At 66.2% G+C, this 15,134-nt stretch carries 14 protein-coding genes; 8 read left to right on the plus strand and 6 right to left on the minus strand.

Going from position 1 to position 15,134, the window contains the following annotated elements:
• The first annotated feature begins 244 nt into the window (after positions 1-244).
• Positions 245-2,011 (plus strand): potassium/proton antiporter, encoded by a 1,767-nt coding sequence (locus K2O51_RS16715; protein ID WP_220631408.1) that lies wholly within the window; start codon positions 245-247, stop codon positions 2,009-2,011.
• A 10-nt stretch (positions 2,012-2,021) separates the two neighbouring features.
• Here the strand turns inward: K2O51_RS16715 and K2O51_RS16720 are convergent, their stop codons facing one another.
• From K2O51_RS16720 to K2O51_RS16730, 3 genes are all read right to left on the minus strand, one after another.
• Positions 2,022-3,017: a Bug family tripartite tricarboxylate transporter substrate binding protein gene (locus K2O51_RS16720; protein ID WP_140950832.1), complete on the minus strand. Its 996-nt coding sequence runs from the start codon at positions 3,015-3,017 to the stop codon at positions 2,022-2,024.
• 39 nt (positions 3,018-3,056) lie between these two features.
• Positions 3,057-3,512, minus strand: a complete 456-nt coding sequence (locus K2O51_RS16725; protein ID WP_011297032.1) for a DUF2214 family protein — start codon at positions 3,510-3,512, stop codon at positions 3,057-3,059.
• A gap of 147 nt (positions 3,513-3,659) precedes the next feature.
• Complete coding sequence (locus K2O51_RS16730) at positions 3,660-4,880, minus strand: CaiB/BaiF CoA transferase family protein (RefSeq protein ID WP_140950833.1); 1,221 nt, start codon at positions 4,878-4,880, stop codon at positions 3,660-3,662.
• A 293-nt stretch (positions 4,881-5,173) separates the two neighbouring features.
• Between K2O51_RS16730 and alaS the strand changes: the two genes are divergently transcribed.
• Positions 5,174-7,798, plus strand: a complete 2,625-nt coding sequence (gene alaS / locus K2O51_RS16735) for an alanine--tRNA ligase (RefSeq protein ID WP_220631409.1) — start codon at positions 5,174-5,176, stop codon at positions 7,796-7,798.
• An 86-nt stretch (positions 7,799-7,884) separates the two neighbouring features.
• Positions 7,885-8,088, plus strand: coding sequence for a type II toxin-antitoxin system VapB family antitoxin (locus K2O51_RS16740; protein ID WP_041679515.1), 204 nt, complete (start codon positions 7,885-7,887; stop codon positions 8,086-8,088).
• Between the two features lie 21 nt (positions 8,089-8,109).
• Here K2O51_RS16740 and K2O51_RS16745 read toward each other — a convergent pair whose 3' ends face one another.
• The 3 genes from K2O51_RS16745 to K2O51_RS16755 form a co-directional block, all read right to left on the minus strand.
• Positions 8,110-8,883 carry a slipin family protein gene (locus K2O51_RS16745; RefSeq protein ID WP_011297036.1) on the minus strand — a complete coding sequence of 258 codons (774 nt, stop codon included), beginning with the start codon at positions 8,881-8,883 and terminating at the stop codon, positions 8,110-8,112.
• A 12-nt stretch (positions 8,884-8,895) separates the two neighbouring features.
• On the minus strand, positions 8,896-10,314 hold the full coding sequence (locus K2O51_RS16750) for an NfeD family protein (protein ID WP_011297037.1): 1,419 nt from the start codon (positions 10,312-10,314) through the stop codon (positions 8,896-8,898).
• A 93-nt stretch (positions 10,315-10,407) separates the two neighbouring features.
• Entirely contained in the window at positions 10,408-11,301 is an 894-nt protein-coding gene (locus K2O51_RS16755) for a LysR family transcriptional regulator (RefSeq protein ID WP_220631410.1), read from the minus strand.
• Between the two features lie 147 nt (positions 11,302-11,448).
• Here K2O51_RS16755 and K2O51_RS16760 point away from each other — a divergent pair, with 147 nt between their 5' ends.
• The 5 genes from K2O51_RS16760 to K2O51_RS16780 all read left to right on the plus strand — a co-directional run bounded on the left by K2O51_RS16760 (position 11,449) and on the right by K2O51_RS16780 (position 15,070).
• A complete protein-coding gene (locus tag K2O51_RS16760; protein ID WP_011297039.1) occupies positions 11,449-11,652 on the plus strand; it encodes a tautomerase family protein in 204 nt (67 codons plus the stop codon).
• Positions 11,652-12,890, plus strand: a complete 1,239-nt coding sequence (locus K2O51_RS16765) for a YbfB/YjiJ family MFS transporter (RefSeq protein ID WP_140949615.1) — start codon at positions 11,652-11,654, stop codon at positions 12,888-12,890. The genes K2O51_RS16760 and K2O51_RS16765 overlap by 1 nt, the downstream gene beginning before the upstream one ends.
• 87 nt (positions 12,891-12,977) lie before the next feature.
• Positions 12,978-13,751: a class II aldolase/adducin family protein gene (locus K2O51_RS16770; protein WP_220631411.1), complete on the plus strand. Its 774-nt coding sequence runs from the start codon at positions 12,978-12,980 to the stop codon at positions 13,749-13,751.
• A 58-nt stretch (positions 13,752-13,809) separates the two neighbouring features.
• On the plus strand, positions 13,810-13,998 hold the full coding sequence (locus tag K2O51_RS16775; RefSeq protein ID WP_011297042.1) for a 4-oxalocrotonate tautomerase: 189 nt from the start codon (positions 13,810-13,812) through the stop codon (positions 13,996-13,998).
• A gap of 31 nt (positions 13,999-14,029) precedes the next feature.
• Positions 14,030-15,070, plus strand: a complete 1,041-nt coding sequence (locus K2O51_RS16780; protein WP_220631412.1) for a threonine aldolase family protein — start codon at positions 14,030-14,032, stop codon at positions 15,068-15,070.
• Positions 15,071-15,134: the final 64 nt, after the last annotated feature.

Below are 15,134 nucleotides of genomic sequence, written 5' to 3' on the forward strand. Positions count from 1 at the left end.
TTTCAGATGTCTGCAAACTTGGTCATGCTGAGGGTATCTCCTAATGAGGCGGCGCTTAAAATGCCTGCGAAGCTAGGCTGGAGGCGGGCTTGCGGCGCATCGCGGGCGCTCCTTCAGGGCGGTTTCCGGGGTGCTGAGCTATCATCGGACAGGTCGGACCCCGCCTCGAAAGGTGGCGACCGCGGCACTGGCTGTAAGGTGCTGAAAGGTTGCGAAAGATGGCGTTAGATAGAAAGGACTCCCTTTGGAGAGCGTCGACCATGTCATCCTGATCGGCGCCGTCGTGATGTCGCTCGGCATCGTGGTCGGCGCCTTTTCCGCACGCGCGGGCGTGCCGTTCCTGCTAGTGTTCCTCGCGGTCGGCATGCTGGCCGGCGTGGACGGCCCGGGCGGCATCCGCTTCTCGAACACCTGGCTCAGTTTCCTGGTGGGCAACCTTGCGCTCGCCGTGATCTTGCTCGATGGCGGCCTGCGCACCAGTTATACGACGTTCCGCGTGGCATTGCGGCCTTCGCTCGCACTGGCCACCGTGGGTGTGCTGGTGACGGCCGGACTGGTGGGCCTGTTCTCGGCCTCGGTGCTCGGCATCGACTGGAAGCTCGGCCTGCTGCTGGGCGCCATCGTGGGCTCCACGGATGCGGCGGCCGTCTTTTCGCTGCTGCACAGCAGCGGCATCCGCCTGAAAGACCGCGTGGCGAGCGTGCTCGAAATCGAATCCGGCATCAACGACCCGATGGCCATCTTCCTGACGCTGACCCTGATGGAGTGGATTGCCGCGCCGGACGGCCTGACGCCGCTAGCGCTCGCCATGCGGCTGGGCGTCCAGTTCGGTGTGGGCGCGGTGCTGGGGGTCGGGCTCGGCTTGTGCCTGGCCAGCGTTCTCGAGCGCATCGAGGTCGCGGAAGGCCTGCATGCGATCCTGATCTGCTCGGGCGGCGCGCTGATCTTTGCCATCACGCAGACTCTGGGTGGCAGCGGCTTCCTCGCGGTGTACCTCGCCGGCATGCTGGTGGGGAACCGGGACAGGGCCGTGACATCGGACACCATGCGCGCCATGGACGGCATGGCATGGCTGGCCCAGTCGGCGATGTTCTTGCTGCTGGGCCTGCTGGTGGCACCGCACCGGATCTGGGAGGTGGCATTGCCCGCCATCGCGGTGGCGGCCTTTCTGATGTTCGTAGCCCGGCCGGCGGCCGTATTCCTCGCGCTGCTGCCCTTCCGGCTGAGCGTCGGGGAAAAGGGGTTCATTGCGTGGATGGGGCTGCGCGGCGCGGTACCCATCGTGCTGTCGCTGTTCCCGCTGCTGCGCGGCTTGCCGGAGTCCGGCCTGATTTTTCGCATCGCGTTCGCCGTGGTGCTGGCGAGCCTGCTGCTGCAGGGAACGACGGTGGCGCCTGCCGCGCGGCTGGCCCGCGTGCTGCGCCCCGGCTTTCCCGAGCCACTCGCGCGCTCGCGTTTGCGTGGCACGCACGGCCCGACACTGGAGGTCATGCAGTTCCGGGTCGGTGCCAACGCGCCTGTGGAAAACGTTCGGGCCGATCAGCTGGAACTGCCGCCCAAATGCCGGTTGCTGACCGTGGCGCGCGACGACGCGCTCGCGCCGCACGACCAGACCGTGCTGCGTGCCGGCGATACGGTGTCGGTCCTGGCGCCCGCTACAGTGGTGCCCAGACTGGCGGCGCTGTTCCAGGCGGCGGGCCCGGCCCCGGCGTGGGAGCAAGTCACGCATGATTTCCTGATTTCCGGCGATGCGTTCCTGCGCGATCTGGCGGCGCTCTACGGCGAGCGCGCGTTGACCGCTGCTGAAAGTCCGCTGACGCTGGCCGACGCCATGCAGGCCGCCTTCGTTTCGCCGCCGGTTGAAGGCGACAGCGTCGTGATCGCCGGGCTGCATCTGACTGCCGCGCGCATGGAAGGGCCGCGCATTGTGCAGGTCGGCCTGTTGCTGCCGCGCACCGAAGGTGCCACCGGCACGCGGCGCTGGGGCATCTGGCGCAAGCGCCAGGCCTAGTCCGCGGACGTCAGTCGACCTTAGCGCCCGACACGCGCACGATCTGCGCGTACTTCTTCAGCTCGCGCTGTACCAGCGCGCCGAACTGCTCCGGCGTGGTCGGCGCCGGCTGGGCGCCGATACGCGCCAGCCGCGCCTTCATGTCATCCGTCTTCAGGATGGCGACGATATCGTGATTGAGCCGGTCGACGATCTCGCGCGGCGTGTTGGCGGGTGCGAACACGCCGAACCACGTCGAGATATCGAAGCCTTCCAGTCCGAGGCCCTTGCCAGCTTCGGCAATGGTCGGCAGTTCCGGGACCGCCGTGGCGCGCGTGGCCGTGGTCACCGCGAATGCCTTCAGCTTGCCGGCCTTGATGTTGGCGGAGGCCGAGGCCAGGTTGTCGAAGATCAGGTCGGTCTGGCCGGAAAGTACCGACAGCTGCGCTGGCGATGCGCCGTTGTACGGGATATGGACCATGCTGATCTTCGCCATGCTCTTGAACAGCTCGCCCGACAGGTGGCCCGCGCTGCCGTTGCCGCCCGATGCATAGTCAAGCTTGCCCGGATGCTTGCGTGCGTATTCGACCAGCTCGCGCACATTGTTGATATGAAGTTCCGCCGCCTTGCCCGGATGCATCACGAGCACGTTGGGTACATCCGCCACCAGCGTGATTGGCGCGAAGTCCTTCACCGGGTCATACGGCATCTTGCTGAACAGCGTCGGGTTGATGGCGTGTGTGGCCACCGCCCCCATGACGATGGTGTAGCCGTCCGCGGGCTGCTTGGCGACATAGTCCGCGCCAAGGTTGCCGCCCGCACCGGGCTTGTTTTCGACGACGACCGGCTGGCCAAGGCTGTCGCGCAGCTTTTCGCCGATGGCGCGCGCAACCGTATCGAGCGGGCCGCCAGCCGGGTAGGGCACCACGAACTTGATCGGCTTGGTCGGGTAAGCGGTGGCCGCCACGGCAGCCGTGGCCGGCAGCATGGCCGCCAGCACGGTGGCGGCGAGCAGTTTTTTCAGCATGAGAACTTCGGAGAATGGAAAACCAGGGAATGCGGTGTTTTACCTCGCGCCAATGCCGCGCGCCATCATCACGGCGCACAGCGGCAACAGGATCACGAGGTGGGCTTCGATCATGACCCAGCGGCGGACCTTCTTGATTTCGGACGGCGGCGGCACGAAATCGGGCAGCTTGCGGCTCTGCTTGCGCCAGCGCGCGATCGCGAAGGTAGGCGGCAGCGAGCACAGCGCGATGACGACGAACACGGTCATCTTCGCGTGGAACCACGGGTTGTGCAGATAGAAGTCGACGCCCTTGGCGCCGTAGAACAGACGCAGAAGGCCGGTCGCCAGAACCGCCATCGCTGACAGGAAGTAGACCCCGTCGTAGATCGACAGGCGGCGCACCGTGGCCGGCGTGAGGTCAGGCCGCAGCACCACGGCTTCGGCCGCCATCAGCGTGATCAGGACGAAGATCGCCAGGAAGTGGAAAAATGCCAGCAAGGCATCGGTCAGCATGGAATCTCCTTGGGGGCCCGCCGACACAAGATGGCGGCTGGCGCTCACTCGGGGCGCCAGCGCAAGGCAATCCTGGTCGCGCGGAACAGCTTCGGGGGACGACTGATCAACAACTGCGCATTGCGCCAGGCCCGGCGCAAGTGGCTCTTATACCACGCCCTTGGCGCGTAGCGCAGCGATCTTCTCGGGGCTGTAGCCCAGTGACTCGGCCAGGATGGTGTCGGTGTGCTCGCCAAGCAGCGGCGGATGGCGCAGCGCCTCGGGCGGCGTGGCGCTCATCTTGATCGGGCTGCCGACCAGCTTGACCTCGCCGGCGCTCGGGTGCGGCAAGTCCACGCGCAGGCCGCGGGCCTTGACCTGCTCGTCCTCGAAGACTTCGTCGAGCGAGTTGATCGGGCCGCACGGCACGCCGGCCGCTTCCAGGTCGCGGATCCACTGTGCGCGCGTACGCGTGCGCACCATGTCGGCCAGGATCGGCACCAGCACGTCGCGGTTGGCCACGCGCTGCGGGTTGGTCGAAAAGCGCGGATCATCCGCCAGTTCCGGCTGGCCGCCGTCGTTGACGAACTTGCGGAACTGCCCGTCGTTGCCGACCGCGACGATCAGCCAGCCGTCGGCGGCCTGGAAGGTCTGGTACGGGACGATGTTCGGGTGCGCATTGCCCCAGCGGCGCGGAGCCTGGCCGCTCGCCAGGTAGTTGGTATTCATATTGGCCAGCATGGCGACCTGCACGTCGAGCAGCGCCATGTCGATGTACTGGCCTTCGCCCGTGCGGTCGCGGTGCGCCAGCGCGGCCAGCACGGCGATAGTCGCGTACTGGCCGGTCATCAGGTCGGAGATCGCCACGCCGGCCTTCTGCGGGCCGCCGCCCGGCAGGTCGTCGCGCTCGCCGGTCAGGCTCATGAAGCCGCCCATGCCCTGGATGATGAAGTCATAGCCGGGGCGGGCCGCATATGGGCCGCTCTGGCCGAAGCCGGTCACCGAGCAATAAATGATGTCCGGCTTCACCGCCTTCAGCGATGCATAGTCGAGCCCGTACTTCTTCAACTGGCCGACCTTGTAGTTTTCCAGCACCACATCGCTCTGCGCGGCGAGTTCGCGCACGAGTTGCTGGCCTTCGGGCGATGAAATATCGCAGGTCACCGAACGCTTGTTGCGGTTCGCTGCCAGGTAGTAGGCGGCTTCTGCGGTATCGCTGCCGTCGGTGGCCTTGAGCCACGGCGGTCCCCAGGTACGGGTGTCATCCCCGGCGCCGGGGCGTTCGATCTTGATGACATCGGCGCCGAAATCGGCAAGGTTCTGGGCACACCAAGGCCCGGCAAGGACGCGGGTCAGGTCGAGAACGCGGAGATGGCTTAAGGCTCCCATGGCAGCGAGGGGGCTCCGTTTGCAGAGGGTGTAAAGGGGGATGCCGAAGCCTGCGGATGGGCTGGCGCGGACACGCTGCACTCTACCACCGGGGCTGGTATATGGCGCCTTCTGGTGCCTTATGCGCCGCTTCGCAAGTCGGGATTTGGGCGATAACCGACCGATCGCGCGGCGCGGTGGCTGGTCTGGCCGCCATGCGTTTTTTGAGGCTGGCTTGCCCGTATAATCAACGGTTTGCAAATCCAACACTGATTCGTCGCGCCCTGCCTGCCGCGGGAAGCGTCCGCCATCCCATGAAAGTCTCAGACATTCGCAGCAAGTTCCTGCAGTTCTTCGAATCGAAGGGCCATACCGTGGTCCGCTCGTCCAGCCTGGTGCCGGCGAATGACCCGACGCTGCTGTTCACCAACTCCGGCATGGTGCAGTTCAAGGACGTGTTCCTGGGCACCGACAAGCGCCCGTACAGCCGCGCGACTTCGTCGCAGCGTTCGGTGCGCGCCGGCGGCAAGCACAATGACCTGGAGAACGTGGGCTACACCGCCCGCCACCATACGTTCTTCGAGATGCTGGGCAACTTCTCGTTCGGCGACTACTTCAAGCGTGAAGCGATCCAGTACGCGTGGGAACTGCTGACCAAGGTCTACCAGCTCCCGGCCGAGAAGCTGTGGGTGACGGTCTACGCGGAAGACGACGAAGCCTATGACATCTGGGCCAAGGAAGTCGGCGTGCCGACCGAGCGCATCGTGCGCATCGGCGACAACAAGGGTTCGCGCTACGCATCGGACAACTTCTGGCAGATGGCCGACACCGGCCCGTGCGGCCCGTGCTCGGAAATCTTCTTCGACCACGGCCCGGACGTGTGGGGCGGCCCCCCGGGATCGCCCGAGGAAGACGGCGACCGCTACATCGAGATCTGGAACCTCGTGTTCATGCAGTTCAACCGCGACGAGCAGGGCAACATGACGCCGCTGCCCAAGCCATGCGTGGACACCGGCATGGGCCTGGAGCGCATTGCCGCGGTGCTGCAGCACGTGCACAGCAACTACGAGATCGACCTGTTCCAGGCGCTGATCAAGGCCGCCGCGCGTGAAACGCATATCGACAACCTGAACCAGAACTCGCTGAAGGTCATCGCCGACCATATCCGCGCGTGCTCGTTCCTGATCGTCGACGGCGTGATCCCCGGCAACGAAGGCCGGGGCTACGTGCTGCGCCGTATCGTGCGCCGCGCGATCCGCCATGGCTACAAGCTGGGCCAGAAGACCCCGTTCTTCCACAAGCTCGTGGCTGACCTCGTGGCGCAGATGGGCGAAGCCTATCCGGAACTGGCCGACGCCCAGGGCCGTGTGACCGAAGTGCTGAAGGCCGAGGAAGAGCGTTTCTTCGAGACCATCGAGAACGGCATGTCGATCCTCGACGCTGCGCTGGCCGACCTGAAGCTCAGGGGCGGCAAGACGCTCGACGGCGAACTGGCGTTCAAGCTGCACGACACCTTCGGCTTCCCGCTGGACCTGACGCAGGACGTCTGCCGCGAGCAGGAAATCGCCGTGGACGAGGCCGCGTTCGACGCCGCCATGAACCGCCAGCGCGAGCAGGCACGTGCCGCCGGCAAGTTCAAGATGGCCGCTGGTCTGGAATACTCGGGCGACAAGACCGTGTTCCATGGCTACGAAAAGCTGGAGCTGCCGCAGGCAAAGATCATCGCGCTGTACGTGGACGGCGCTGCTGTCGACGCCATGCAGCCGGGCCAGACCGGCGTGATCGTGCTCGACAACACCCCGTTCTACGCGGAATCCGGTGGCCAGGCTGGCGACCAGGGCGTGCTCAAGGCTGGCAATGCCGTGTTCGCCGTGGCTGACACCACCAAGATCCAGGCCGACGTGTTCGGTCACCAGGGCACGCTGGAAGGCGGCGCGCTGAAGGTCGGCGACACCGTGCAGCCGCAGGTCGATGCACTGCGCCGCGCGCGCACCGTGCGCAACCACTCGGCCACCCACCTGATGCACAAGGCGCTGCGCGAAGTGCTGGGCACCCACGTGCAACAGAAGGGCTCGCTGGTCGATGCCGACAAGACGCGTTTCGACTTCTCGCACAACGCGCCGATGACCGACGAGCAGATCCGTCGCGTCGAAGACATCGTCAACGCCGAAATTCTGCGCAACGAAGACACGCACGCCGAGATCATGCCGTTCGACGACGCGGTCAAGAGCGGCGCGATGGCACTGTTCGGCGAGAAGTACGCCGATGACGTGCGCGTGCTGTCGATCGGCACCTCGAAGGAACTGTGTGGCGGCACCCACGTGCACCGCACCGGCGACATCGGCCTGTTCAAGATCGTGGTGGAAGGCGGTGTGGCCGCGGGCATCCGCCGCGTGGAAGCGATCACCGGCGACAACGCGCTGCACTACTTGCAGAAGCTCGACGCCAAGCTCAACGAAGCCGCTGCCGCGCTGAAGGCGCAGCCTTCGGAGCTGGTGCCGCGCATCGGCCAGGTGCAGGAGCAGGTACGCGCGCTCGAGAAGGAGTTGGAGCGCCTGAAGAGCAAGCTCGCTTCGTCGCAAGGCGACGAGCTCGCCGAGCAGGCGGTCGACGTGAAGGGCCTCAAGGTGCTGGCCGCCCAACTCGAAGGCGCAGATGTGAAGACGCTGCGCGAGACCATGGACAAGCTCAAGGACAAGCTGCAGAGCGCGGCGATCGTGCTGGCCGCAGTGGCCGACGGCAAGGTCAGCCTGATCGCCGGCGTGACCGCCGATGCGACCGGCAAGGTCAAGGCTGGCGAGCTGGTCAACTTTGTCGCGCAGCAGGTTGGCGGCAAGGGCGGTGGCCGTCCGGATATGGCTCAGGCTGGCGGTACCGAGCCGGGCAAGCTGCCGCAGGCGCTGTCGGGTGTGGTGGAGTGGGTGTCGGCGAAGGTTTAAAGTTTTTCCGGCTAGGATAAAAGGGCGCCTCGGCGCCCTTTTTCTTTATCATCCAACGTCATGTATTGACCGTGTCCGGAACCACCATGAGAGCCACAGTGACGATTGACGACGAGTTGTACGAGCAGGCGCTTGCAATGGCAGACCCATTGATGGATAAGTCAGAACTCGTTCAGGAGGCGATCAGGACATTTATTCGCGTGCAAGCCGCAAAGCGCTTGGCTGCTGCGGGCGGCGCACTTCCCAATATGCCCGACGTGCCCCGAGGGCGAGACAAGCCAGTAACTTGAACCCTGCGCGACGCGGCCGCGCTAACCTCGCCCCTCCGGCCCACCCCCCGGCTTGCTCATCAGCGCAGACAGCAGATCCATGGGCAACGGAAACACAATCGTCGAACTCTTGTCCCCCGCAATCTGCGTCAGCGTCTGCATATACCGCAGTTGCATCGCCTGAGGCTGTCGCGCGAGCATCTGCGCCGCTTCCAGCAGCTTCTCCGAAGCCTGCAGTTCGCCTTCGGCATGAATGACCTTGGCGCGCCGTTCCCGTTCCGCCTCGGCCTGCCGCGCGATGGCGCGTACCATCGACTCGTTCAGGTCGACATGCTTGATCTCCACGTTCGATACCTTGATGCCCCACGCATCGGTCTGCGCGTCGAGTACCTTCTGGATGTCGAGGTTGAGCCGTTCGCGCTCGGCCAGCATCTCGTCCAGTTCATGCTTGCCGAGTACCGCGCGCAGCGTGGTCTGCGCGAGCTGGCTCGTGGCTTCGAGAAAGTTGGCGACCTGGATGATGGCGCGCTCCGGGTCGACCACCCGGAAGTAGACCACCGCGTTGACCTTGACCGATACGTTGTCGTGCGAGATCACGTCCTGCGGCGGCACGTCCATGACCACGGTGCGCAGGTCCACGCGGACCATCTGCTGCACAACCGGGATGATCAGCACCAGGCCTGGCCCCTTCACCTTCCAGAAGCGCCCGAGCATGAACACCACGCCGCGTTCGTATTCGCGCAGCACGCGGAACGCGGTAATGACGAGCAAGGCCAGCAGGAAGATCAAACCGCCGAAGCTGAATCCGTATGCCATGGTCAGGCTCCCTCAGGTTGGTTGGCGTGCGGGCGGGATTTCCGGGGCGCTGACGACATCGAGCAGCAGCCCCTCGCGTGCTGTGACAATGACAGGCGTGCCGCGCGCGAGCGGCCGCGCACTGCGGATGCGCCACTGTTCGCCACGCACCATCGCCCAGCCTTCGTCCTGCAGATCGTCGAGCACTTCGCCGCGGCTGCCCACCAGCGTGTCGGCGCCGCTGACGACCGGCCGCCTGCGGGCGCGCAGCAATAGCGCCGACATGCCGAACAGGAACAGCGCCGATACTGCCGACAGCGCGGCGATCAGTCCGATCGGCACACCGAAACCAGGCACGTCGGTATCGATCAGCATCACGGCGCCAAACGCGAACGCGACAATGCCGCCCACGCCCAGCGTGCCGAAGGACGGCAGGAACAACTCGGCCACCATGCAGCCGATGCCCAGTGCGATCAGCGCCAGTCCCGCATAGTTGACCGGCAGCATCTGCAGCGCGAACAGGCCGATGAGCAAGCAGATTGCGCCGGCCACGCCGGGCACCACCATGCCCGGTGTGGAGAACTCGAAGATCAGCCCGTAGATGCCGATCATCATCAGCAGCAGCGCGACGCTCGGCTCGGTGATGACGGCCAGGAAGCGGCTGCGCCAGTCAGGTTCTAGCGTGACGACCGTGGCGCGGTCGGTCTGCAGTACGCGCTCGACGCCGGCGGCCGTGATGCGCTTGCCGTTCACCTTGCGCAGCAGGTCCGGCAGGTCGGTGGCGACCATGTCGACCACGCGCTGTGTAGCGGCCTCGGTTGCGGACAGGCTGACCGCTTCGCGCACCGCGCGCTCGGCCCAGTGGGCGTTGCGGCCGCGAAGCTGCGCGAGGCCGCGGATATACGCCGAGGCATCGTGCATCTGCTTGCGCGTCATCGTGTCCTGCGCGGCAGGTTCGCTGGCTGGCGATGAAGCCGGCGCGGCCTCAGGCTTCTGCGGGCCGCCGATGCCGATCTGCACGGGACTCGCGGCACCGAGGTTGGTGCCCGGCGCCATGGCGGCGATATGGCTCGCGTACAGGATGTAGGTTCCAGCGCTGGCCGCACGGGCGCCGCCGGGGAACACGTAGCTGGCGATCGGCACGGGTGAGGCGAGGATGGCCTGGATGATCTCGCGCATCGACAGGTCGAGGCCGCCCGGCGTATCCATTTCGAGCACGACGAGCTGCGCACCGCCTTCGCGCGCGCGTTCCATGCCGCGCAGCACGAAGCTTGCGCTGGCCGGGCCGATGGCGCCCTTGAGCGGAATCACATAGACGGGAGCGGTGCCGGCGACGGTTCCCGCCGGCACGGAAGCGGTCGGGGCAGCCCCCAGCACCGCGAGTGCGAAGCCGGCCAGCAGCAATCCGACATAAAGCCATGGGTGCGCGAGGCGCGCAATGGCGAATCTCATCGCAAGGGGCGTGGCACACCGAGTGCCATGGTGGCGCCACTTCCAGTGTAGGCGACCGGGCACATCCTGCACGGCCCGCGGCGAATGGGGCGCTCAGGCGGCGGCAGGCAGGGCGGGGTTGCCGGCCGGAGCGGCCGGCGTTGGCAGCGCCTGAACCAGCGCGTCGAGCGCCGCGCTGGCCATGGCCGGATGCCACGCCAGCAGCGTTCGCACGCACCCCGCCTCGCCAAGACTGTGCAGGCTGATGGCAGGCAAGTCGCGATACAGGCCGAGCACCGAGCGCGGCACGATTGCGGCGCCGATGCCTGCCGCCGCGCAGGCCACGATTGCGTGATAGGAATTCAGCTCCAGCACGCGCGGCGCCGGTCCGCCGCCGGCCGCATGCCACGCTTCAAGCCGGGCCCGGTAATTGCAGCCAGGCTCGAAGCCGAGCAGCGTGCCGGTTTCGAGATCCGCGGCACTGTGGATCGGGCGATGTCCGGCGCGGGCGATCACCACCAGTTCTTCCTCGAACGCCGGCCGCGATGCCAGCACGGGATTGCCAAGCGGCTCGGCGACGAAGGCGCAGTCGGCCTCGAAGCGCTCCAGCGCCTCCATGGCCTGCCGGGTCGGCAATGTGACCAGTTCGAGCTGGACCTCCGGCCAGGCCTGGTGATAGGCGGCCAGCATCGCGGGCAGCCGGCTGGCCGCAGTGCTTTCCATCGATGCGATGCGCAGCCGACCGTGCGGGCGGGATGGCAGCACCGCATGGCGCGCCTCGTCGGCCAGCCGCAGCATACGGCCGGCGTAATCGAGCAGTGTCTGCCCGGCCGGCGTCAGCACCATGCGCTTGCCGTCACGCACGAACAGCTCCACGCCAAGTGATTCCTCGAGCTGGCGGATGCGCGTTGTGACGTTGGATTGCACCCGGTGCAGACGTTCTGCGGCGCGTGTGACGCCGCCTGCCTCCACCACCGTCCGGAAGATTTCAAGCGTGGCCAGGTCCATGGCGGCTCCAGTCAGTCAGAGTTGTATCATCTCTATCAAAGATGTATGGCATCTTGATAATTCATTTATGAAGATGATCATCACGGCGTAGCATAGTTGAATCCACGCCGGTTCACCACCGGCCGCCGACATTGAAGGAACGACGACATGCCATATGTGAACATCCGCATCACCCGGGAAGGCACGACCGCCGCACAGAAGGCGCAGTTGATTCGCGGCGCCACGCAACTCCTGGCTGACGTGCTCGGCAAGGATCCACGCTCTACCGTGGTGGTCATCGACGAGGTCGATCCGGATAACTGGGGCTTTGCGGGCGAAACCACCACGGAGCGCCGCAAGGCGGGCCGGTGATGGCTGCGGCAGGTACAGGAACGGCAGCAGCGAGCATGTCGCGGCGCGAGTCCGGAGCGTGGGCGGTTGCCCTGGCAGGGCTGGCATGCCTGGCCGTGGTGATGGGCATCGGCCGCTTCGCGTTCACGCCGCTGCTGCCGATGATGCTGCACGATGGCACGGTCAACCTGCATGAGGGCGGCTGGCTCGCCACACTCAACTACATTGGCTATTTTGTCGGCGCCGCCGTCTGCCTGTTCATTCGCCCGGAGCCCGCGCGCACGATCCGGGTCGGGCTGGTGGCCACGGTGCTGCTGACGCTGGGCATGGCGCTGCCCGGCGGCATGCCGGCCTGGGCGGTTTGGCGTGCGTTGGCGGGTGTGGCTAGCGCCGTCGTGCTTGTCTACACCTCGGGCTGGTGCATGCAACGGCTGGCGGATCTGGGACAGCCGGCACTGGGCGGCCTGATCTTCTGCGGGCCGGGCATCGGCATCGTAGTGACCGGCGTCTCGGCGTTCGGCATGGTCGCCGCCGGCTGGGATGCCACCACCGGCTGGATCGCCTTCACGGTCATGGCAGCGGTGCTGGTGCTCGCGGTCTGGCGGGTATTCTCGTCCGGCGAACGGCCGGCGCCCGCAAGCGCCAAAACCAGTGCCATCGACCCGGCACGCAGCGCGCGGCTGGATGGCGAGACGTGGGCACTGACGGTGGCCTATGGCCTCGCGGGTTTCGGCTACATCATCACGGCGACCTTCCTGCCCGTGATCGCGCGGCAGGCGATGCCGGGCTCGGTGTGGGCGGACCTGTTCTGGCCGGTGTTCGGCGCCGGCGTGACGATCGGCGCCTATCTCGCGACGCGCGTGGGCATGGCGCACGACAACCGCCGGTTGCTCGCATGGGCCTACGCCATGCAGGCACTGGGCGTGGCGATCGCCGTGGTCTTTCCGAACGTCACCGGCTTTGCCGTGAGCAGCCTGCTGGCTGGGCTGCCGTTCACCGCGCTGGTGTCGTTCGCGATGCGCGAGGCGCGCCGGCTGTGGGGGCCGCAGGCGCCGCGCCTGATGGGCCTGATGACGGCGTCCTACGGCCTGGGCCAGATCATCGGACCGCCGCTGGCCACGGCGCTCGTCGCGCGCTCGGGTGGCTTTGCAAGCTCGCTGGCGTGCGCATCCGCCGCGCTGCTCGCGGGCGCCGTGATGTTCGTATGGATGCGCCGCGCCTGGCCCATCCCGGTGCCGCCGCAGACTGCGCTACAGTAACGCCTTCGCCGCCCTTTTGCGGACTCCAGACTCAGGAAGCCGGGACCAACACCGGCACCAGACACCGGGCGGCGCAGGAGCGACCCCATGTCTTTTACCTTGCAGCCGGCGCGTGCCGCCGGAGCACCCAGCCCCGTCACGCCGGAAGAGCAGCGCGTCCGCGTCGACCTGGCAGCCGCCTACCGGCTGTCGGCGCTCCAGGGCTGGGATGACCTGATCTACACCCATATCTCGGCCACGGTTCCTGGCGAGCCGGATCACTTCCTGATCAACCCGTTCGGCTTTGCCTTCGAGGAAATCCGGGCATCGGACCTCGTCAAGATCAATGGCCGCGGCGAGGTGGTCGGCGAGACCGTCCATCCGGTCAATGTGACCGGCTTCGCGCTGCACGGCGCGGTGCACGCGGCACGCGCCGATGCGATGTGCGTCATGCACCTGCACAACACCGCCGGCATCGCGGTGTCGGCACAGGCCGAAGGCCTCCTGCCGCTGTCGCAGCACGCGATGCGTTTCCACTGTCGCATGGCTTACCACGACTACGAAGGCCTCGCGTTCACGCGGGCCGAAGGCGCGCGGCTGACGGCATCGCTCGGCCAGCAGCAGGCCATGCTCTTGCGCAATCACGGCACGCTCACCGTCGGTCGTACGGTTGCCGAAGCCTATGTGCTGATGGCGACGCTGATCAAGGCATGCGAGGTCCAGATCGGCGCGCAGGCTGGCGGCCGGCTCGTGCGACCCGCGCCCGGCGTGGCGGAAAAGGCGTCCGAGCAGCTCTACGACAACGGCGCCATAGAAGGCGCGCTGGAGTGGCCGGCGCTGCTGCGCAAACTCGATAGAATCGATGCCTCGTTCCGGGACTGATTGCCCGCGACAGACAGACGAACAAACGAACACCCAAAGACAACGCAAGGAGCCAGGAATGCCGACGTTTCACGTAGAGATGTTTGAAGGCCGCACCATCGAACAGAAGCGCACGTTCGTCGACGCCGTGACGCGCGTCACCTGCGAGACGCTGGGCTGCGAGCCCGCGGCCGTGGACATCATCATCACCGACGTCAAGCGCGAGAACTGGGCCACCGGCGGCGAGCTGTGGGCCGACAAGAAGTAACCGCACCAGCCACACACCGCAAGACCCGCCTATGACCAAGCAGCATTTCGCCTCGGACAACTACGCCGGCTTTTGTCCGGAGTCGCTGAAGTATTTCCTCGAAGCCAACGGCACGGGCCACGAACAGGCCTATGGCGACGATTCCTGGACCCAGAAAGTCTGCGACCGGATCCGCGACCTGTTCCAGACCGATTGCGAAGTGTTCTTCGTCTTCAACGGCACGGCAGCAAACTCCCTCGCGCTATCGGCGCTGTGCCAGTCGTACCACTCGGTCATCTGCCACGAACTGGCGCATATCGAGACCGACGAGTGCGGCGGGCCGGAGTTCTTCTCCAACGGCTCCAAGCTGCTGACCGCGCCGGGCGAGAACGGCAAGCTCACGCCCGATGCGATCGAGGCACTGGTCACGCGCCGCTCGGACATCCACTACCCGAAGCCTAAGGTGGTGTCGCTGACGCAGTCGACCGAAGTCGGCACCGTCTATACGGTGGAGGAGGTTAGGGCGATTGCCGCCATCGCCAAGCGCCGCCAGCTTCGCGTTCACATGGACGGCGCGCGTTTTGCCAATGCGGTGGCTTCGCTCGGCGTGCATCCGTCCGAGATCACGTGGCGCGCCGGCGTGGATGTACTGTGCTTCGGCGGCACCAAGAACGGACTGCCGGTGGGCGAGGCGGTGGTCTTCTTCGATCGCCGCCTGGCTGAGGACTTTGCCTACCGTGTCAAGCAGGCTGGCCAGCTTGCATCGAAGATGCGTTTCATCTCGGCGCCGTGGCTCGGACTGCTGGAAAACGACGTCTGGCTGTCCAACGCGCGGCATGCCAATGCCATGGCGCAGCTGCTGCAGTCGCGCATTACAGATATCCCGGGTGTGCGCATCATGTTCCCCACCGAGTCCAACGCGGTGTTCGCCGAACTGCCGCTGCCAGCGATCGAGGCATTGCGCGCAAAGGGCTGGCGCTTCTATACGTTCATCGGTGCGGGCGGCTGCCGCTTTATGTGTGCGTGGGACCTGCAGCCTGAGACGGTCGAGGCGCTTGCGGCTGACATGCACGTGGCCTGCGCAGCCTGCTGAAAGTCGCACTCAGGCGTAAGATACCGGGCGGTAGCAGAACATAACGAGACACCGAGGAGCTCCC

This window comes from Cupriavidus pinatubonensis (assembly GCF_019602855.1).
Lineage (GTDB): Bacteria > Pseudomonadota > Gammaproteobacteria > Burkholderiales > Burkholderiaceae > Cupriavidus > Cupriavidus pinatubonensis.

Bases quoted from the DNA above. Each gene is read 5' to 3' on its own strand.
- K2O51_RS16720 (WP_140950832.1), bottom strand. From the start codon at position 3,017: ATGCTGAAAAAACTGCTCGCCGCCACCGTGCTGGCGGCCATGCTGCCG.
- K2O51_RS16725 (WP_011297032.1), bottom strand. From the start codon at position 3,512: ATGCTGACCGATGCCTTGCTGGCATTTTTCCACTTCCTGGCGATCTTC.
- K2O51_RS16730 (WP_140950833.1), bottom strand. From the start codon at position 4,880: ATGGGAGCCTTAAGCCATCTCCGCGTTCTCGACCTGACCCGCGTCCTT.
- alaS (WP_220631409.1), top strand. From the start codon at position 5,174: ATGAAAGTCTCAGACATTCGCAGCAAGTTCCTGCAGTTCTTCGAATCG.
- K2O51_RS16740 (WP_041679515.1), top strand. From the start codon at position 7,885: ATGAGAGCCACAGTGACGATTGACGACGAGTTGTACGAGCAGGCGCTT.
- K2O51_RS16745 (WP_011297036.1), bottom strand. From the start codon at position 8,883: ATGGCATACGGATTCAGCTTCGGCGGTTTGATCTTCCTGCTGGCCTTG.
- K2O51_RS16750 (WP_011297037.1), bottom strand. From the start codon at position 10,314: ATGAGATTCGCCATTGCGCGCCTCGCGCACCCATGGCTTTATGTCGGA.
- K2O51_RS16755 (WP_220631410.1), bottom strand. From the start codon at position 11,301: ATGGACCTGGCCACGCTTGAAATCTTCCGGACGGTGGTGGAGGCAGGC.
- K2O51_RS16760 (WP_011297039.1), top strand. From the start codon at position 11,449: ATGCCATATGTGAACATCCGCATCACCCGGGAAGGCACGACCGCCGCA.
- K2O51_RS16765 (WP_140949615.1), top strand. From the start codon at position 11,652: ATGGCTGCGGCAGGTACAGGAACGGCAGCAGCGAGCATGTCGCGGCGC.
- K2O51_RS16770 (WP_220631411.1), top strand. From the start codon at position 12,978: ATGTCTTTTACCTTGCAGCCGGCGCGTGCCGCCGGAGCACCCAGCCCC.
- K2O51_RS16775 (WP_011297042.1), top strand. From the start codon at position 13,810: ATGCCGACGTTTCACGTAGAGATGTTTGAAGGCCGCACCATCGAACAG.
- K2O51_RS16780 (WP_220631412.1), top strand. From the start codon at position 14,030: ATGACCAAGCAGCATTTCGCCTCGGACAACTACGCCGGCTTTTGTCCG.